The following is a 17677-nucleotide window of genomic DNA, read 5'->3' as shown; positions in this document are numbered from 1 at the left end:
TCGCGCCCTTGACGCTACCCCCGCCGGCTGCACGAACCCCCCACCGTGCCCACCGCATCCAGCAAGCCCACCACCCGCGCTCCGTCGCGCGCCACCTCCTCCCCCTTCTGGCGCTTCCCCTTCTGGCGCAAGGCGGCGCTGACCGCTGCTCTCGCGACCTCTGCTGCTGGCCTCCTCGGCGCCGCGAGCGGCTGCTCCACCGAGGACGCCACCGCGGGCGAGCGCGCTCCCGCCCAGCGCAGCCCCACGGCCGGAGGAGCCGTCGCTTACGCGAGCGCCGCTCCGGAGAAGATCACCACCCCGCCTCCCGCGTCGGGGACCGGCGTCCGCATCAAGACCTGCCCCGCGCGCCAGGGCAAGGTCGTGGCCCTGAGCTTCGACGACGGGCCGAGCCCCTACACCGACAGCCTCCTCGCCATCCTCAAGGAGAAGAAAGCGCCTGCCGCCTTCTTTCTCAAGGCCAAGAAGCTCGCCCGGGATTTCCCCAAGTACGAGGACTACCGCGCCCGCGTGAAGCGCATCGCGGAGGCAGGACACGCCGTCTGTAGCCACACCTTCTCGCACAGCGGCCTGGTCGGGCCTCACGTCACGGAGGCGACGATCCGCGCCGACATCACCAAGGCCGAGGACCTCATCGCCGACATCACCGGCCGCCGCCCCAAGTGCCTGCGGCCCCCCTTCGGCGACACCGACGACCGCTCCCTCGCGATCCTGAAGGAGTACGGCTACCAGGTCATCCTCTGGAACCTGAACACCGACGACTGGCGCTTCGCCAGCTCCGACCGGAAGAAGGACTTCGACCCGCCCCAGATCCTGGCGCTCGTGCAGAAGACGCTCGCAAAGAGCCAGGGCCCCTTCATCCACATCCAGCACGACTCGGAGGAGTCCGAGGCCTCGATCAAGATGGTGCCGCAGGTGATCGATTACCTGCGCGACCAGGGCTACACGACCATCTCCCTCCAGGAGTGCCTCGGGCAGCCCATCGACATCCCCAGGTGAGGCGCGAGGTGATCGCGAGGTGAGTTCAGCTCAATCGTCAAGCCGGAGCCGCTCCTTGAATCGCGCCCACTCCGCCGCGACCGGGCGCTCAGCGGAGCGCTCACGGGTGAGCCAGGCGTCCTTGAAGGCGCGCGCCTGTCTCAAGAGCTCGCGGTCGGCGAGCCGTGGGCCTTCGATACCCGCGAGCATGTCCCAGACCCTCGCTGCCCGCTCCGCGGAGGCATCGTTCATCCGGGCGGCGAGCTCACGCAGCGAAATCAGAGGTGCGACCGCGCCGAGGGGACGGGTCATCGGCAGGAGATCGACCAGCGCGGCCGGATCGACGGCAAGCCATTCACGCTCGGAAACCGCCGAGAGGAGCCAGCGATCTTGCGAGCACAGAACGAGGCCTTCCGAGGAGGAACGCGCCCGATCATCGAGCCACGCCGCGACACGTCGATCGTGATCGAGCACGATCTGCGGTCGCGCGGGCTCCTCTTTCAGGGCAGCGCCGTCGGTGAACGTCACCCGGTTGATCTCGATCTGGTACTGCCGGAGGAGCGTGGTCAGCGCCCGTTCGATCTTGCGGAGCGTCATCTGGAAGTCGTCATTGCGTTCCCAGCCGTCGGGCAAGCCGAGATCGTGCAGAAACTCCTCGAAACCTGCTGGTGTCGCCGCCTCTTGCCGGGCCTCGGCCACGGCGTGGTAATGGGCCACGAAGAAGTTCTCGGAACGGGCGAGCCCCGGTTCGCCCGCGAGCGTCGCATAGTCGCGTGCGGCCGCGATGAGGTGGGCTGCCATCTCCTCCAGGTAGAGGTGCGGCACGACGATCTTGACCCCCCGTTCAACGAGCAGCGTGTGGAGTTCGAGCGCGACCTCGGACGTCACCCACCCCTCGGCCATGCGATCGAGCTTCGCGCAAAGCATCGGCATCGCCACGGAGGTGTCCAGCATCACTTCGATGCGATCGCGTCCTGTGAGCGCTCTCGCGAGCTCACCGAGCTCTCGCCTCGTCATCTGCACGAACAGCTCGGCAGACGCAAGCGCGCGGCCATAGACAGAGCGGCTGGCGACGTCGATGATCGCGCGAAGGGCATCGCGCGCGGTCCCGCCTTTCGGCTTGAGCATTTCCGCGAGTCGGCGCTCCGCCGCGTTGAAGCGCACGGCGGCATTGCGCTGGTCTCCAGGGAGGCGTTCAGCGACGCTCCGGCGAAGCAGGAAGCCCAAGTCGTCGAAGATTGCGTCGACGGCTTCCTGGCGACGCTCTGGGGGTTGCACCCGCTTTTCGAGCGCCGCCACGCAATCCTCCCGTAGCCGCTCCTTCGCCAGCGCACCCGCGTCCCACTCGCCTTGAACGCGCCGCACGAGGTCAGCGCTCGGCCGCACGCGTCCCTCCTCCTGGATCGCGTCGCCGCTGGTGACGAGCGCCGTGAGTTCCTGACGCAACAAACCCCGCAGGTGCTTCTCGCCTCCGAGCCTGGCGAGCGCTCGGTCGAGCACCTCCTCCTTGTCCGCGGGTTCGCGTGCATGGACGAGGCTCACCGCGAGCACACTCCGGGCGACCTCTTTGCGGAAGGAGCCGCTCTCGTCGTGGAAGAACACGAACGCCAGCTGCGCCTCATCGGCGACGCTCGGAGGGTTGTCTGCTCCAGCGGCAGGGGACTCAGGGAGGTGAGCCCGGAGCGAAGCGAAGACGGCGGGATCCCGAAGGGCCACCGTCGCGATCGCGCGCGCATCGATGATCTCCACGAGGATGCCATGGGAGACCTCAAGATCCACCTTCTGCTGGCGTACAGCATCCTCGGTCGGTGTCTGGGCGCACATGAAGAACAAGCGGCGCGCGGGGGCGTCCTGCACCGCGCGCTTGTTCACGTCCTCGAGCAGCTTGGCGTGCCACTTGACCGAGCGTCCCGAATGGAACTGTACCGGGATGCGTCCAGTTGGCGTCTCGGAGATCTTGATCCAGGCATCGGCCCCGCCGTCGTCGGTACCGTCGGTGACGATGACCTCACGCTGATAGAGAGCGCGCAGTGCGAGCGCGCCGACCGTCTTGAAGGCCGACGGCCCCAGCACGTTCTTGATCAGCTCTGTCCAGTCTTCAAGCTGCACATGCGAAGTCTATGGTGCTGTGCCGCAGGCTTCAATCTTCGCCGCGGCCGTTTCCCCGCATCCGGACGTGACAACGATGCTCGTCCCGAGCCAGCCGCGGGTCCTCGTGCTGGCGTCCTGAGCCTCGCTCAGCGCACCACTTCTTTCAGCACGTCGATGAACGCCCGCAGCCCCGCGGGCACGTGGCGCCCCGCCGGGTAGTAGAGAAACAGGCCCGGAATGGGCGGGCACCAGTCGCTCAGCACGGTGACCAGCTTGCCGGCGTCGAGATGCGGCTGCGCGGTCGGATCCGGCACGAAGGCGATGCCCAGCCCGTCGACGGCGCACTCGGCCATCAGCTCGGTGTGGTCGAGGGTGAGGGGACCGGGAACCTCCACGCTCAGCTCCTGGCCGTGCTTCTCGAACTCCCAGCGATAGAGCTTGCCGCTCGGCATGCGCATGCGGATGCAGGCGTGGTGCTGGAGATCGTCGGGGGTCTGCGGCGTCCCGTGCTTCGCGAGGTAGGCCGGTGACGCGACCGCGAGGAAGCGCATCTCCTCGCGGAGACGCACGGCGATCATGTCCTTCGGCAGCGCCTCGCCCAGCCTGATCCCCGCGTCGAAGCCACCCTCGACGATGTCGACCAGCTTGCCTTCCGTGACCAGGTCGAGCGCCATCTCGGGATACCGATCGAGGAAGGTGGGGACCACGGTCCTGAGCAGGATCTGCGCTGCCCCCTCGCTGGCGTTGATGCGCAGCGTGCCGCTCGGGCGCGCGCGGAAGGCGTTGACCTCTTCGAGCGCGCGGTCGAGGTCGCGGAGCACGGGCTGGAGGTGGGCCACCAGGCGTTCCCCGGCCTCGGTGGTCGAGACGCTCCGGGTGGTGCGGTGCAGCAGGCGCACGCCCATGTTCCGCTCCAGCGTCCGCATCATGTGGCTGAGCGTCGAGGGAGATAGCCCAAGCCCGTCTGCGGCCTTGCGGAAGCTGCGGTGCGTGACGATGGCCGCGAACGCCGTCAGGTCCGCGAGCGAAGGTCTGGCCATTCGTGGGTACCTTTCACGAGGTCATGCCGGATCCACGGGATAGTCTCAGGAATCGAGGCGCCTATGTTCTCCGAGATGCGCCGCTCCGGCGCTCCTCGAAAGGCTCCTCCCATGTCCAGGACCTGGTTCATCACGGGCACCTCCTCCGGCTTCGGCCGAAGCCTGACCGAGAAGCTCCTCGACCGCGGCGATCGCGTGGCGGCTCACGATGGGCAGCACGGCCTACGCCTCGGTCCGCGCCGCCCTGGTGAGCAGGCTGGCCGACCTCAACGCCCAGAAGGAGATCGCCCTCGCGACCGACGTCGACGACTGAGGTGCCGTCCCTCGTCGTCCCTCGTCGTCCCTCGCCGCCCGCCGCCCGCCGCTCGCCGCTCCCCGCTCCCCAGCACGATTCGTGACAGCCGCGCCTAACCCCGGGTAGGCTTCGTAGTTTGCACGACGATCCCCCGACCTCCTCCGGAGAAGAGGAAGAGGAGACCCCCACGAAGCCCGGCGAGGAGCCATTCGTGCCTCCGGAGCGCGTGACCGTCGAGATCCTCGACGCCCTGGTCCAGCCCTGGATGGCCGACAAGACGATGTGGGACGGGCTGGACAGCGCCTCCCTGGAGGATGTTCAGCAGCTCGCGGAAGCCCTCGCCGGGGCCTCGCCCTACGTGACCGCGTTCGATTTCCTGGCGGGCCTGGCGAACAGCGCCTACGCACCTCCGGATCCCTATGCCTGGGCCGAGGTCTGGCAGGACGGCGCCTGGGTATCGGCCATCGAGCTGTGTTCCATGGGCAACAACGACGAGGACACCTTCGCGCCCGTGTGGCCCGGCAGCCCGGAGTATGGCTATGCCAAGGGATGGTCCGGGGTGCGGGTGACACCGGACATGCGCATCCGCACTACTATCCTCGATGAGGACTTCTCGGAGCACGACTCCATCGGCGTCGTGGACCTCAACTACGACGACGTGATCGCCGCCTTGAAGGCAAAGGACGTCCTCCCCATCCGGGTGGACAACCAGGGCCAAGGGCAGGTGCTCTTCCTGAGCATCTCGGTCCTCCCCGAGTAATCGGGCTCTCCTCACCACACGCCGACCACCGCTCACCCGCACGCGTCTCCGCTACCCTGGAGGGCGAGCGGGGCTTGCTGTCAAGCTGCCGGTCGTCCACGCGTGCCGCACAGCCGAGGCGGCGCAGACGAGGGCGGTGCCGAGCCGCCGGTCAAGAAGTCGATCAGCCCGTGCGGCGCGTTGTCGTCGTCGAAGCAGAGCGCGTGGGTTTTCGCGGCCTCGGCGGCGGCCTTCGCGCTCCGGATGAACATGGCTTCCTCGTACTCCGCGAGCGCGGCTTCGAGGTCGCCTCGGTGCGCGGCCATGGCCTTGCCGAGTTCGGCGCCGTCGTACATCGCGAAGTTGGCGCCCTCCCCGTCGGGCGGCATCAGATGCGCGGCGTCGCCGAGAAGAGTCACACCGGGCACACGCTTCCACCGATGTCCGGTCGGGAGCGCATGGAGCGTTCGGGGGATGAGGTCTGTCTCGCCGTCGGTGATCAGCGCGGTGAGCTCTGGTGCCCAGCCGTCGAACTCCGCCGCGACTCGCGCCTTCGCCGCCGTTGGCTTGGCGAAATCGATGCCCGCGATCCACTCCTTCGGCTTGGTGAGCGCGACGTAGGTGTGCAGGACGCCGTTGGTCTCGCGGTGGGCGATGATGCCCTTACCTGGCGCGAGCGCGAGCATGGCCCCGCCTCCGACGACCTTTGCGCTGGCCGGGTGGCGCGCATCGGCGTCGAGCAGGTACGTCTCGATGTACGAGGTGCCGACGTACGCGGGCTTCACGTCGGACACCAGCGGCCGGATCCTCGACCAGGCGCCGTCCGCACCGACCACGAGGCGCGTGGTCACGGCCGACCCGTCCGCGAACGTCAGCTCGTGCTGCCCGTCGCCGAGCGGGTGGATGGCCGTGACCTTGCGCCCCCAATGGACGGTGCCGCGAGGAAGCGCGTCGAGCAGGATGCGCCGCAAATCGCCGCGATGCACCTCGGGGCGACCGCCGCTGCCGTCGTCGGGCTGGTCGAGAAGGACCGTGCCGTGCGGGTCGAGCACCCGCGTAGCCTCGCCGCCTTCATGGATGATCCGGCGGAATTCGTCGAACAGTCCCGCCGCCTTCAGCGCGAGCTGTCCGTTGTAGGCATGGATGTCCAGCATGCCGCCCTGCGTGCGCGCATCCGCAGACGCCTCGGCCTCGTAGACGGTGGCGGCAATGCCGTGGACGTGCAGCACGCGAGCGAGCGTCAGCCCGCCGAGGCCAGCGCCAATGATGGTGATGGGAGTCATCGTGCTTCCTTTTCGAGGTGGAGACCTCTCGGCGACGCCGCCATCGGGTCTCTGGAACGGCGTTCCAGAGGTCAATCTGGAACGCCGTTCCAGATATGTCAAGATGGCGCCATGGCGAAGGCAACGCGCGGGTCGGAACGACGTGAGGGGGCGCTCTCACGCGAGCGGATCGTCGACGCGGCGATCGAGCTGCTCGATGACGAGGGCGAGCATGGGTTGACCTTCCGCGCGCTCGCCACGCGGCTGGCGACTGGCCCCGGCGCGATCTACTGGCACATCGCGAACAAGAGCGAGCTGCTCCTCGCCGCCAGCGACGCCGTCGTCGCCCGCGCGATGGGCGAAGTCCCCGCCTCCGCGACGCCGCACGAAGCGATCCGCAGGATCGCCATCGGCGTGTTCGACACGATCGATGCGCATCCGTGGGTAGGCGCGCAGCTCTCCCGCGCTCCGTGGGAGACTGCAACGCTGCAGATCTTCGAGCGCATCGGGCGCCAGGTCCAGGCGCTGGGGGTTCCAGGCGGCGCCCAGTTCACGTCGGCGTCGGCGCTTCTGAGCTACATCATCGGCGTGAGCGTCCAGAATGCCGCGAACAGCCGCCTGCTCGAGCCGTCCGTGGACCGCGCTGACTTTCTCGAGACGGAGTCGGCCCGCTGGAAGGAACTCGACGCCCACGAGTATCCGTTCACCCGGAACGTCGCTGCCCAACTGCGCGAGCACGACGACCGCGTCGAGTTCCTCGCCGGCATCGATCTCATCCTCACTGGGGTCGCGGCTTCTCTCTGACGAGTCGTGGAGACACGGAGGGGCGCGTCGCCCTTTGGGCGGACGAGAACCGGGGCCCATCTGGCCGGATCCAGCCAGAAGAGGGAAGATCCAGCCACTACCGGGTCACGAGAAGCGGGTCCGCTGTGACGAGAAGCGGGTCGCTGTGACGAGAAGCGGGGTCGCTGTGACGAGAAGCGGGGTTGCTGTAACGAGAAGCGGGTTCACTGGCACGGGAAGGAGACTCGCTGTCACGGGAAGCGGGTTCACTGGCACGGGAAGGAGACTCGCTGTCACGGGAAGCGGGTTCACTGGCACGTGAAGGAGATTCGCTGTCACGTGAAGGTGGTTCCCTGTCACGAGAAGCGCGCTTCGCTGCGAGGGGAAGGTGCCTTCCCTGAGATGGACGCGCGGCGGTGCGACGTGAAGGTGGTTCTCTGTCACGGAAAGTACGTTCCCTGGCACGCAGTCGCCGTTCGACGTTCAGAGAACCCGGTTCGCTGTCACGGGAAGGGGGTTCACTGGCACGGGAAGGAGACTCGCTGTCACGGGAAGGAGACTCGCTGTCACGTGAAGCGCGTTCGCGTCCACGTGAAGGAGATTCGCTGTCACGTGAAGGCAGCTTCTCGTGAGTGGTCGGGAGGACAGCCCACGTGACCTGGATCTACTGTCACGGGAAGCGGGTTCGCTGTCACGGGAAGCGGGTTCGCTGTCACGGGAAGCGGGTTCGCGTTCACGTGAAGTGCGGTCGCGTCCACGTGAAGCGCGTTTGCTGTCACGTGAAGCGGGTTCGCGTCCACGTGAAGGCGATTTACTGGCACGTGGTCGCCACGCGCGGTTCAGGGAACGCGGACCGCTGGCACGAGAAATCGATCCTCTGGCACGAGGAGCCAGTTCGTCGCCGGGAGGAGCCGGTTGTCTGGCGCGAGGGGCCCGTTTTCTGGCAGGAGAGGCCGGCTTTCTGTGGCGAGGGGCCAGTCCGCTGGCGCGTGTTGCCGGTCCGCGGGCCTCTGGACGCGCTCCGCTGTCGGGGAAATCCGGCTCACCGCCTCGGGGAGGGGCGTGGGTGACGTTCGTTCCCGGGAAAACGAACAGGGGTGCCGAGGCACTCTCACGCAGGCCGGTGGCGCTGTGCGGTGAAAGGAAGCCCACGCTGACCGGAGGCGCAGCCCTGAGGAAGGGCGGCCTCTCTGCGTGGCGAGCGTCTCGCTCGCGGTCGACCCGAACAGGTCCGGCGCTCAGCTTCGGGGAAGCGGCCGTCTTCGGACCCAGAAAACCGAAAAGCCTCGCGAGTTTCCTCGCGAGGCCTGTCGGGGCGAGTGGATTCGAACCACCGACCCCTTGACCCCCAGTCAAGTGCGCTAACCAGGCTGCGCTACGCCCCGGCCGCTCTGCGCCGCGAACGGCGTTGAGCGGGGGGGAACCTAGCCGAAGCGGAAGGAATTGCAAGAGGGTGTCGCGGTCGGCAGGGAAGTTGCTGTCTGCGTCGGTGGAAGCGTCGGTGGGAGCGCTGGTGGGGAGAGGCCGGGGTGAGCGCGGGCTGGGCGTGAGGTCCGGGGCCGGTGGGGTGCGTGGACACGGTGCGGAGGGGCGTGCGATGGTCGTGCGGCAACAGGCCCGTTTTCCGGGGGGACGCGCAGGGTGCGCACCTCGTCCTGGGGGACATTCGACGGTGAGGGGTGCCATGGCTGACGTGAAGGCGGAGGAGATCAGCGGGGTCGGGGGGCTGCTCCAGCGGATGAAGGCGTACCAGGACGCGCTGGCCCAGGAGCAGACGGCGCGGGCGCACCAGGAGGAGGAGCAGGCGAAGGCGGCGCAGGAGGTGGCGACCACCTTCGGGGCGCTCGTGGAGGCGGCGACGCTGGTGGCCATGGCCGATGGTCAGTTCTCGGACGCGGAGTCGAAGCGGCTCACCGACCGGGTCGTGCCCCTCACCGGGGGGCGGCTGGACGCGACGCAGGTGGGGGCGCTCGCGCAGGAGGCTGCGCAGCGGATCCAGGGGGAAGGCGCGTCCGCGCGGACGGGCGCGGTGGCGTCGACGCTCTCCGACGACGAGCTGCGCCGGGCAGCGCTGCTGGTGGCGGGCGCCGTGGGGTGGACCGAGGGTGGGATCGGGCAGAAGGAAGGGCTGGCGCTGCAGGCGCTGGCGCGGGCCTTCGGGATCAGCATCGAGGACATGCACAAGCTGCTCGCGGAAGCGCACGCGGGCTGAGCGTCTGGCCCGGTGGAGCGCGCGTCGCTGCCGGGCCGATCTCGCTAGCGACGCGCGAACGCGGTGAGCGCGCGCGTGAGCGCTGCGGCGTCGGGCTCGGCGAGCTGGATCTGGGGGTCGTCCTGCGCCCAGGCGGCGATGTCGCCCGCGGCGCAGGCGATGACGGGGACGCCGTAAGCGCGCGCTTCGCGAACGACGGTGGGAGCCGCTTCGAGGGCGGAGGGGTGGAGGAGGACGTCGGCCGCGGCGATCCAGGCGAGGGCTTCGGGGCGCGGCAAGGTGCCCAGGAAGTGGACGCGCGGGGGCGCGAGGCGCTGGAGGGCGGCGCGCTCGGGGCCGTCGCCGACGAGGACGAGGCGCACCGGGGGCGCGGCGGCGGGGGTGGCGCAGACGGCGCGGATGGCGAGGTCGACGCGCTTGGAGGGGACGAGGCGCGCGGCGGTGACGGCGAGGCGCTCGTCTGGCGCGAGATCGAGCGAGGCGCGGAGGGCTGCGGCGCGCGCAGCGACGTCGGACAGGGCGGGGAGGTGCAGGGCGGGAAGCTCGACGCGGGAGGCACCGCGCAAGGCGGCGGCGAGCGCGGGATCGAGGGCGCGCGCGAGATCGTCGCGGAGGGCGCTGGCCGCGAAGGAGAGCTGCGCGCCGCGATCGAGCAGGGTGCGGAGGACCGTGGCGCGGAAGAAGGCAGGGGCGCGGAGGAGGAGGCGGACGTCGGCGCCGTGGGCGTGGACGTGCAGGGAACCTGCGGTGGAGAGGGCGCGTGGGTCGAGGAGGAGGGGGTACGCGGAAGGTACGATCCAGTGGGCGATGGCGCGGTCGACGGGGCCGAGGGCGCTCAGGCGGTGGCGCACGCCGGCCGCGAAGGTGGCGGCCGCGAGGAGGCGGAGCGGGTTCTGTCGGGCACGGGCCACGGCGCCGGGCCAGCCGAAGAGGGCGCCGCCTCCGGCGTGATGGACGTGGAGGGGGCCGTCGGGAACCGGTGGATCCCAGGGGGAGCCGCCCGGCGCGATGACGTGGATCTCGTCACCGGCGTCGGCGAGCGCGAGCGCTGCGGCGCGGACGAAGTGTCCGGACGGGTCGTCGCTGGTGCGTGGGAAGGATGTGGTGACCACCACCGTGCGGAGGTGGCGGGGGGAGGCGGAGGGGAGGGGGGAAACGGAGGAGGAGACGGGATGGCCTAGGCCATGAGGTCCATCTTCGAGCGCTTCCGGCGGCGACGCGCGGCCTCGGAGGCCTTCTTGCGGCGCTTGACGGAGGGCTTCATGTAGTGCCGGCGGCGCTTCAGCTCGCGGAGGATTCCCTCGGCGGCCATCTTCCGCTTGAGGTGCTTGATGGCGCGCTCGATGCCTTTGTCGCCCACGGCGACCTCGAGCGGTTTGCACTGGATAGCGTCGGTCGGCATGTCTGAAAGCGTCCTCTTTCTCTCTTCTGAATCAGGTCCGCGTGCTCTCGCCTGGGTCACGCGGAGCCAAACAAAGGCCCTGGGTGGCGGCGCGGGGCGCGGACTATGGCAGACTGCCCCCTGCCTCGCAAGAGTCATGCGAGGGCCTCCAGGGGCGGTTCCAGGTGGCCAGTTTCACCGGCGATCCCGCTGGGTCAAGGGGGGAAAAGTCGCTCGGGTGGCAGGGTGTACAGGATGTTCGTTTACAGGCGCATGGTGCGGTTCGAGGAAGTGGACGCGGCAGGGCTCGTGTTCTTCGCGCGGTTCGTCGGGTATGCGCACGAGGCGATGGAGCAGCTCTTCGCGCCGGTGGAGGGGGGATACGCGGGGCTGATCCTGGCGCGGCGGGTGGGGCTGCCGGCGGTGCGGGTGGAGGCGGACCACCCCGCGCCCGTTCGGTACGGGGACACCCTGCGGATCGAGACCACGGTGGCGCGGCTCGGGACCCGGAGCGCGACGCTGCGCTACCGGATGTTCCGCGCGAGCGACGAGGTGCTGGCGGCGGAGATCCGGCACACGGTGGTGACCACGGATCTGGAGAAGCTCGTCTCGTGTGCGATGCCGGCCGATGTGCGGGCCGTGCTGGAGAGCCACGTCGAGGAGGCCGCGGCGGTGTCTACCGGACGCGCCGGACACGCCGGAGGCGGATGAAGGCGCGATCGGCAGCGATGAAGCGGCAGGTGGAGGTCACGCTGCTGCGGGATCAGGCGCACTACGACGAGCTGGTCGCCGGGGCCATCGCGGGCGCGAAGGTGTCGCTGTGGATCGCGACCGCGAACGTGAAGGAGCTGCGGGTGGAGGCGCCGATCGGGTCGCGGGCGCGGGCGCAGGGGCGCTACCGGTCGATCATGGAGGTGTTCGAGGAGCTTTCGGCGCGGAAGGTGGAGATCCGCATGCTGCACGCGGGGGTGCCTTCGCGGGCCTTCCGGGCGGAGCTTGCCAGGCGGCGGCGGCCACCGCTCGCGATGCAGCAGTGCCCGCGGGTGCACCTGAAGATGGTGGCCGTCGACGGGAGGCTGCTCTACCTGGGCTCGGCGAACTTCACGGGGGCAGGGCTGGGGGCGAAGGGCGCCGGGCGGAGGAACTTCGAGGCGGGAATCCTCACCGACGACGACGTGCTGCTCGACGAGATGCAGGGCACGTTCGACGCGATCTGGTCGGGGCGGGAGTGCGCAGGATGCCGGCTGCGGGCAGCGTGTCCGGCGCCGCTGGATGGGCTGGGGGCGGGGGCGGAGGCTGCTGCGGCGAAGCGCGCGGTGAATCGTGCGGAGAGCCGTGGAAGAAGGTTGCGCTGAGGCCCGCGCTTGGCGATGAAGCGGGCATGAGCGCACCTCAGCAACCGAACCCCGCCGATCTGGACCGCGTCGCCGTGGCGGCGCTCACCCGGGTGGCGGATGGGATGATCCTCGGCCTCGGGACGGGCCGCGCGGCGGAGGCGTTCATCCGGAAGCTGGGGGAGCGGGTGCGCCGCGGGATGCGGGTGCAGGCCGTGGCGACGTCGGAGCGGTCTGCGGCGCTGGCACACCGGGAGAGCATCGAGGTGCTGCTGCTCGATCAGGTGGACCGGATCGACGTGGCGTTCGACGGCGCCGACGAGGTGGCGCCGGACCTGTCGCTGACCAAGGGGCTCGGCGGCGCGCTCCTGCGGGAGCGGGTGGTGGCGTACGACGCCGAGCGGTTCGTGGTGCTGGTGACGCCGGAGAAGCTGGTGGAGCGGCTCGGGACGCGCACGCCGATCCCGATCGAGGTGGTGCCGTTCGCGTCACCCTCGGCGGCGCGGCACCTGCAGAAGCTCGGGGGCAAGCCCGTGGTGCGCAAGGACGCGGCGGGGCTGCCCTACCGGACCGATAACCACAACTGGATCCTCGACACGGACTTCGGGCCCATCGACGACCCGGCAGCGCTCGACGCGCGGCTGCGGCGCATCCCGGGCCTGGTCGACAACGGCCTCTTCCTGAAGATGGCTTCGGTGGTGCTGGTCGGCGACGAAGGCGCGGTGCGCGAACTCCGCCGCCAGGATCCGTGACGCGAAGCTCGCCGGCCCAGCGCCTCACCTGGAGCCTGTCGCGCCGACGTCGTGCGGAGGAGCAGGGGGTAGCGACCATCGGGAGCGTGGGGACCTTGGGTCCCTGCTCCAGGGTACGCAGTACTCAGGATTCGAGGCTCTCGTCGACGAGGGCGCGCAGCTCGGCGAGCTTGGCTTTCTGGGCGGGGTTCTGGGAGAGGGCAGGGGTGCGGGGCCGCCCCTGGGGGAGGGAGCGTTCGAAGGCGACGAGCTCGTCGTCGAGCGTGGGGGCGCGGCGCACGCCGATGCCGAGGACGCGCGCGAGCCAGCTCCGGGATTCGGAGAGGTCGTAGCCGTCGGCGGCGATGCGGGCGGGGTCGTCGCGGAGGAGCTTGAGGAGGGAGGTGTTCGAGGCGGTCCACACCGCGGACTCCTCGAAGTGCGCGCGCGGCGTCAGCTCCAGGTGGCGCATGGCGGTGCGGTCCGGGATCTGGTGCAGGCGGCAGAAGATGGCGAGGGCGAGGGTCACCTCGTCGACGGGCATGCGCGTGGCCGAGTGGACCTGCACGCCGCCGCAGCCCTTGGCGTAGATGTACGAGCCGTTGGCGACGAGGACGCCGAAGCCGAGGAGGATGGCGGCGAGGTCGATGGCAGGCTCGCGATCCCGCGGCTGCAGGGACTCCCAGGCGCCGGCCTCGGTGAGGAAGATGAAGGAGATGGCGCGGACGAAGGCGGTGGTGAGCACCACGGGGTGGCGCAGCTCGGCGGCGGCGACGGAGACGAGGTAGCCGCCGTCCGCGAGGAGGGTGACGCGCTCGAACTTCTCGCCGTTTCCGGTGGAGGGCGTCGCGCAGGCGCCGCTGGAGCAGCCGCCGCCCGCGCGCGCTTCACCTTCGGGGGTGATGATGTTGAGCGCGATCTTCGTGTCGGCGAGGGCCGCGTGCTCCTGGACGCGCGCGAGGACGGCGGCTGCCGCCCGGGGCGAGGCGTCGAAGGTGTCGGGGAAGAAGTCGCCGTTCGGCTGGATCAACCCGCGCACGGGCTCGGCGCCGAGGTCGAGGAGGGTCGCAGTGGTGCGCAGGATCCATCGGATCTGAGGTTCGGCCGGCAGGTCCATGCGGCCATGGTAGCGCAGCCGGAGGGGGCCGCGTAGAGTTGGGCCGCGATGACGGATGACGGGAAAGGTATCTCGGCGAGGAAGGCCGATCACATCGAGCTCTGCGCCACGGGCGACGTGGGCTTCCGGGCGAAGACGACGCTCCTCGAAGAGGTGGGGCTCGTCCACGACGCTCTGCCGGAGATGTCGCTCGACGCCGTGGACACCTCGACGCTGGTGCTCGGCAAGCGCCTGCGCGCGCCGATCCTCATCGCCGCGATGACCGGCGGCACCGAGCGGGCTCAGTCCATCAACCGGGAGCTTGCCCGGATCGCGGAGGAGCGCGGCTACGGGTTCGGGCTGGGGAGCCAGCGGCCGCTGCTGAAGGGGGCGCCGGTGGCGACGTACGAGGTGCGGGACGTGGCGCCGGGCACGCTCGTGCTGGGGAACATCGGCGTCGTGCAGGCGCGGGAGCTGTCCACCGAGGCGGTGGCGGAGCTGGTGGCGCAGGTGGGCGCGGACGCGCTGTGCGTCCACCTGAACCCGGCCATGGAGCTGGTGCAGCCGGGTGGTGACCGGGACTTCTCGGGCGCGCTCGATACCCTGGAGCGGCTCTCGGCAGAGCTGAGCGTCCCGGTGGTGGCGAAGGAGACGGGGTGCGGGATCGGGCCCCGGGCCGCGATGCGGCTGGTCAAGGCGGGGGTGCGGCACGTGGACGTGTCGGGGGCGGGCGGGACGTCGTGGGTCGCGGTGGAGACGGCCCGGGCTGCAGGGAACGGGCGTGCGCTGGGGGAGGCGCTGCGGGACTGGGGGGTGCCGACGGCGGCGTCGGTGGCGATCGTGCGCGCGGTCCGGCCGAGGTTCAGGACGATCATCGCCACCGGCGGGCTCTCGACGGGGCTCGACGTGGCGAGGGCCGTGGCGCTCGGCGCGCATTGCGGCGGGATCGCCAGGGCGGCGCTGCAGGAGCTGGTGGCCCGGGGGCGGGAGGGGGTGATCCGGTGGCTCGACCAGGTCGAGGCGGAGCTGCGGGCAGTGATGCTCCTGGTCGGGGCGCGCGATCTCGGGATGCTGCGCAAGACACCCATCGTTGTCGGGCCGGAGCTGCGGCGCTGGATGAAGCTGACGAAGCAGGTGCGTACCCGGAAGAAGCGATCAGGGTAGGGGGCAGGTTACCGGGGGTGACCGGCCTCCGTTCCGTGAGACGTGAGGCGGGGTGGGAGCGTCGTCCCCCGGCGTCTGGGCGTGATGGATCCGACGCGCACGGCCGCGCTTTCTCCGGGGAGGCTTCCTTCCGGCAAGGCCAGCGTGGTACGGTCCCGATCTCTGGAGATTCCCTGCTAAAATGACCGATAGGAAAGGGCGTGCGAGCGACCGTCCCCCGGACGACCTGAAGAAGGAGCGTGATGCCTTCATCCAGCAGTTCTTCAGGAAGGGCGCGCAACTGACAGAGGAACTCCTGCGCGAGAACGAGCGGCTGCGCGACAAGATCGCCGAGCTCGAGGCGGAGAACAGCAAGCTCCGCGCCCATCTCGCGAGCGATTCGGCGATCCGCGACCTGCTCCGGAAGATCGAGGAGCTGGAGCAGGAGAAGCGCGACCTGGTCACCCAGTCGGTGCGGATGGTGGCGGCCTCGGACAGGTTCAACACCCGCTACGCCGACGCGGAAGGGGAGCTGGCGAACCTCGCCAACCTGTACGTGGCGCTCTCGCAGCTTCACTCGGCCCGGAGCGTTCGCCACGTGCTGCGCAGCCTGAAGGAGTTGCTGGCCCAGTTCGTCGGGGCGGGTGCATTCGCGGTGTACTTCGTGTCGGACGAAGGCAACGATCTCGTGGCCATCGCCAGCGAGGGCGCCCCGGTGGCGGATATCGAGCGGATTCCGGTGACCGAGGGCGTGATCGGCGACTCGTTCGCCAAGGGAGAGATCTACTTGAAGGAGGGGGGGGACGTGTCGAAGGGGAGCGTCTCGGACCCCGCTGCCGTGATCCCACTCGGGTTCGATGGGCGTACCATCGGAGCCATTGCCATCTTCGGAACGCTCCCGCAGAAGACGGAGTTCGTGAACGTGGATACCGAGCTGTTCAAGCTCCTCGGGGAGCAAGCCGCCCCCGCCCTCATCAATGCGCGGCTCTTCTCGGATGCTGGCCGGCACGTGCCCGGCGTCCAGGCCTTCCTGAACCTGGAGGAGTGATCATGGCCGAGTACTCCTGCCTGATCGTCGAAGACTCGCCCATGATGCGGCAGCTTCTCGTCTTCGCGCTCGCCCGGGTGAAGAACCTGCGGGTGACCGAGGCCGATGACGGCGTCGATGGTCTCCGCAAGCTCGCGCAGTCGAAGTACGACGTGATCATCACCGACATCAACATGCCCATCATGGATGGGCTGAAGCTCGTGAAGCGGGTGCGCACCGATCCGGTCCACAAGGACACGCCGATCATCATCATCACGACCGAGGGGTCGCAGGAGGATCGGCAGCGCGCGCTGCAGCTCGGCGCCAACGCGTACATCACCAAGCCCATCCAGGCTCCCCAGGTGATCGCGAAGGTGAAGGAGCTGCTCCGGATCGAGTGAAAGGCTGACGCCCGGTGCGCCGGGCCGTTGCCAGCGCGTGAAAGGCTGACGCCCGGTGCGCCGGGCAGTTGTCAACGATGCGGGGACGCCACAGCGAGGCTGTCAGCGCGTCAGTGTTCCTGCGCTGCAGAGCCCTGCTTGAGGAGCACGCGGTTCCGGCCGGTGCGCTTGGCCTCGTACAGGGCCTCGTCGGCGGCGCCGATGAGTTCGAGCCCGGTCTCGGCCGGGGTGGTCGGGAAGGCCGAGACGCCGACGCTGATGGTGACCGGGATGCGCTGGCCCTCGTGCTCGAAGGCGGAGGCCTCGATGATCATCCGGATGCGCTCGGCGAGGATGCCCGCGCTCTCCAGCGGGACGCCGCGGCAGAGCACGATGAACTCCTCGCCACCGTAGCGGGCGAAGACGTCCTCGGTCCGCACCGTGCCGCCGGCGAGCTTGGAGATCCGCGCCAGCACCACGTCGCCGGTGGGGTGGCCGAACGTGTCGTTGATGCGCTTGAAGTGATCGATGTCGAAGAGGAGGATCGCGAGGGGCGTGCTGTGCCGCCGGGCGTAGGCGATCTCGGACTCGAGGCGCTCCAGGAAGAAGCGGCGGTTGAAGGCCTTGGTCAGCTCGTCCCGGATGGAGCGGTCGTACATCGACTCCTGGAACAGCTCCTCCACCTGGTCGTGGTAGGTGAACATCAACACGGTCGTGGCGCCGATGCGGATCTTGTCGCCGTCGCGGAGCAGGACCTGGGTGATGGGCTGGTTGTTGACCAGGGTGCCGTTCGAGCTTTGCAGGTCCTCGATGACCACCTCGTGTTCATTGGCGCAGAACAGGCGGGCGTGACGGCGGGAGACGCCGTCATCGTTGAGCCGGATGGTGACGCCGGAGGTGCGTCCGATGATGATCTCCTGCCCGTCGTCGATGCGGTAACGCTCGCCCACGTTGGACCCGGCCAGGATCAGCAGGCAAGGGCGGTCGCGCCGGGAGCGCGTGGCGATCTGCTCCTGCATCTCGCCGAGATTGGCCACCCGGGTGGCCTCGGAGTCGTCCTCGAACAGCCGGCGGCTCATTCTTCCCCGCTCCCGATCATCGTTCATCCTGTCGAGCCGTTCAAGCGCCACCCAGGACGACTTCCGGAGGGCGAGGCGGTTTCCGGGGGGGCACACCGCGGGTCGT

Annotated in this window: 17 protein-coding genes, 1 tRNA gene and 1 pseudogene; 11 read left to right on the top strand and 8 right to left on the bottom strand. The window is 69.5% G+C overall.

The genetic code is table 11. The annotated features are described in order from the left end of the window. The first annotated feature begins 45 nt into the window (after positions 1–45). A complete protein-coding gene (locus tag CAP_RS46260; protein ID WP_052376568.1) occupies positions 46–999 on the top strand; it encodes a polysaccharide deacetylase family protein in 954 nt (317 codons plus the stop codon). Between the two features lie 30 nt (positions 1000–1029). Here CAP_RS46260 and CAP_RS35520 read toward each other — a convergent pair whose 3' ends face one another. Continuing rightward, positions 1030–3087, bottom strand: coding sequence for a hypothetical protein (locus CAP_RS35520; RefSeq protein WP_044249114.1), 2058 nt, complete (start codon positions 3085–3087; stop codon positions 1030–1032). 128 nt (positions 3088–3215) lie between these two features. Further along, positions 3216–4109, bottom strand: coding sequence for a LysR family transcriptional regulator (locus CAP_RS35515; RefSeq protein ID WP_044249113.1), 894 nt, complete (start codon positions 4107–4109; stop codon positions 3216–3218). Positions 4110–4220: 111 nt separating this feature from the next. Here CAP_RS35515 and CAP_RS55900 point away from each other — a divergent pair. After that, a pseudogene (locus tag CAP_RS55900) lies at positions 4221–4313 on the top strand (SDR family oxidoreductase); the annotation flags it as partial. 227 nt (positions 4314–4540) lie between these two features. Beyond that, the gene (locus tag CAP_RS35510) at positions 4541–5164 is read left to right on the top strand and encodes a hypothetical protein (RefSeq protein ID WP_044249111.1); all 624 of its coding nucleotides are present in this window, start codon (positions 4541–4543) and stop codon (positions 5162–5164) included. 80 nt (positions 5165–5244) lie between these two features. Here the strand turns inward: CAP_RS35510 and CAP_RS35505 are convergent, their stop codons facing one another. Next, on the bottom strand, positions 5245–6426 hold the full coding sequence (locus CAP_RS35505) for an FAD-dependent oxidoreductase (RefSeq protein WP_044249110.1): 1182 nt from the start codon (positions 6424–6426) through the stop codon (positions 5245–5247). Positions 6427–6537: 111 nt separating this feature from the next. On the opposite strand from CAP_RS35505, the gene CAP_RS35500 reads away from it, so the two are divergent. Continuing rightward, positions 6538–7209 (top strand): TetR/AcrR family transcriptional regulator, encoded by a 672-nt coding sequence (locus CAP_RS35500; protein ID WP_044249109.1) that lies wholly within the window; start codon positions 6538–6540, stop codon positions 7207–7209. A gap of 1289 nt (positions 7210–8498) precedes the next feature. On the opposite strand, the gene CAP_RS35495 is transcribed toward CAP_RS35500, so the two are convergent. Next, a tRNA-Pro gene (locus tag CAP_RS35495) sits at positions 8499–8573 on the bottom strand. Positions 8574–8872: 299 nt separating this feature from the next. On the opposite strand from CAP_RS35495, the gene CAP_RS35490 reads away from it, so the two are divergent. Continuing rightward, positions 8873–9400: a TerB family tellurite resistance protein gene (locus CAP_RS35490; RefSeq protein ID WP_044249108.1), complete on the top strand. Its 528-nt coding sequence runs from the start codon at positions 8873–8875 to the stop codon at positions 9398–9400. Positions 9401–9444: 44 nt separating this feature from the next. Here CAP_RS35490 and CAP_RS35485 read toward each other — a convergent pair whose 3' ends face one another. Together CAP_RS35485 and rpsU are read right to left on the bottom strand one after the other, a co-directional pair. After that, positions 9445–10512: a glycosyltransferase gene (locus tag CAP_RS35485; protein WP_231511889.1), complete on the bottom strand. Its 1068-nt coding sequence runs from the start codon at positions 10510–10512 to the stop codon at positions 9445–9447. A 65-nt stretch (positions 10513–10577) separates the two neighbouring features. Next, entirely contained in the window at positions 10578–10802 is a 225-nt protein-coding gene (gene rpsU / locus CAP_RS35480) for a 30S ribosomal protein S21 (protein WP_044249106.1), read from the bottom strand. Positions 10803–11036: 234 nt separating this feature from the next. On the opposite strand from rpsU, the gene CAP_RS35475 reads away from it, so the two are divergent. Genes CAP_RS35475 through rpiA form a run of 3 tightly spaced genes read left to right on the top strand, consistent with a single transcriptional unit; the run spans position 11037 to position 12867 of the window. Further along, positions 11037–11492 (top strand): acyl-CoA thioesterase, encoded by a 456-nt coding sequence (locus CAP_RS35475; protein WP_044249105.1) that lies wholly within the window; start codon positions 11037–11039, stop codon positions 11490–11492. Positions 11493–11509: 17 nt separating this feature from the next. Next, positions 11510–12136 carry a phospholipase D family protein gene (locus CAP_RS35470; RefSeq protein WP_044249103.1) on the top strand — a complete coding sequence of 209 codons (627 nt, stop codon included), beginning with the start codon at positions 11510–11512 and terminating at the stop codon, positions 12134–12136. Positions 12137–12162: 26 nt separating this feature from the next. Next, entirely contained in the window at positions 12163–12867 is a 705-nt protein-coding gene (gene rpiA / locus CAP_RS35465; protein ID WP_044249102.1) for a ribose-5-phosphate isomerase RpiA, read from the top strand. 124 nt (positions 12868–12991) lie between these two features. Here rpiA and CAP_RS35460 read toward each other — a convergent pair whose 3' ends face one another. Further along, on the bottom strand, positions 12992–13963 hold the full coding sequence (locus CAP_RS35460; RefSeq protein ID WP_044249101.1) for a hypothetical protein: 972 nt from the start codon (positions 13961–13963) through the stop codon (positions 12992–12994). A gap of 48 nt (positions 13964–14011) precedes the next feature. On the opposite strand from CAP_RS35460, the gene fni reads away from it, so the two are divergent. The 3 genes from fni (at position 14012) to CAP_RS35445 (ending at position 16513) form a co-directional block, all read left to right on the top strand. Continuing rightward, a complete protein-coding gene (fni, locus tag CAP_RS35455; protein ID WP_044249100.1) occupies positions 14012–15106 on the top strand; it encodes a type 2 isopentenyl-diphosphate Delta-isomerase in 1095 nt (364 codons plus the stop codon). A gap of 181 nt (positions 15107–15287) precedes the next feature. Beyond that, the gene (locus CAP_RS35450) at positions 15288–16133 is read left to right on the top strand and encodes a GAF domain-containing protein (protein WP_044249099.1); all 846 of its coding nucleotides are present in this window, start codon (positions 15288–15290) and stop codon (positions 16131–16133) included. Positions 16134–16135: 2 nt separating this feature from the next. Next, entirely contained in the window at positions 16136–16513 is a 378-nt protein-coding gene (locus CAP_RS35445; protein WP_044249098.1) for a response regulator, read from the top strand. Between the two features lie 110 nt (positions 16514–16623). Here CAP_RS35445 and CAP_RS35440 read toward each other — a convergent pair whose 3' ends face one another. Next, on the bottom strand, positions 16624–17598 hold the full coding sequence (locus tag CAP_RS35440; RefSeq protein ID WP_231511888.1) for a GGDEF domain-containing protein: 975 nt from the start codon (positions 17596–17598) through the stop codon (positions 16624–16626). Positions 17599–17677 lie beyond the last annotated feature (79 nt).

This window comes from Chondromyces apiculatus DSM 436 (assembly GCF_000601485.1).
GTDB lineage: Bacteria > Myxococcota_A > Polyangia > Polyangiales > Polyangiaceae > Chondromyces > Chondromyces apiculatus.
This window is presented reverse-complemented; position numbering and strand designations above follow the sequence as displayed.

What these genes read in the sequence shown, in the direction of transcription:
- CAP_RS35515 (WP_044249113.1), bottom strand. Translation starts at nt 4,109, where the DNA reads ATGGCCAGACCTTCGCTCGCGGACCTGACGGCGTTCGCGGCCATCGTC.
- CAP_RS35505 (WP_044249110.1), bottom strand. Translation starts at nt 6,426, where the DNA reads ATGACTCCCATCACCATCATTGGCGCTGGCCTCGGCGGGCTGACGCTC.
- CAP_RS35500 (WP_044249109.1), top strand. Translation starts at nt 6,538, where the DNA reads ATGGCGAAGGCAACGCGCGGGTCGGAACGACGTGAGGGGGCGCTCTCA.
- CAP_RS35490 (WP_044249108.1), top strand. Translation starts at nt 8,873, where the DNA reads ATGGCTGACGTGAAGGCGGAGGAGATCAGCGGGGTCGGGGGGCTGCTC.
- rpsU (WP_044249106.1), bottom strand. Translation starts at nt 10,802, where the DNA reads ATGCCGACCGACGCTATCCAGTGCAAACCGCTCGAGGTCGCCGTGGGC.
- CAP_RS35475 (WP_044249105.1), top strand. Translation starts at nt 11,037, where the DNA reads ATGTTCGTTTACAGGCGCATGGTGCGGTTCGAGGAAGTGGACGCGGCA.
- CAP_RS35470 (WP_044249103.1), top strand. Translation starts at nt 11,510, where the DNA reads ATGAAGCGGCAGGTGGAGGTCACGCTGCTGCGGGATCAGGCGCACTAC.
- rpiA (WP_044249102.1), top strand. Translation starts at nt 12,163, where the DNA reads ATGAGCGCACCTCAGCAACCGAACCCCGCCGATCTGGACCGCGTCGCC.
- CAP_RS35460 (WP_044249101.1), bottom strand. Translation starts at nt 13,963, where the DNA reads ATGGACCTGCCGGCCGAACCTCAGATCCGATGGATCCTGCGCACCACT.
- fni (WP_044249100.1), top strand. Translation starts at nt 14,012, where the DNA reads ATGACGGATGACGGGAAAGGTATCTCGGCGAGGAAGGCCGATCACATC.
- CAP_RS35450 (WP_044249099.1), top strand. Translation starts at nt 15,288, where the DNA reads ATGACCGATAGGAAAGGGCGTGCGAGCGACCGTCCCCCGGACGACCTG.
- CAP_RS35445 (WP_044249098.1), top strand. Translation starts at nt 16,136, where the DNA reads ATGGCCGAGTACTCCTGCCTGATCGTCGAAGACTCGCCCATGATGCGG.
- CAP_RS35440 (WP_231511888.1), bottom strand. Translation starts at nt 17,598, where the DNA reads ATGAACGATGATCGGGAGCGGGGAAGAATGAGCCGCCGGCTGTTCGAG.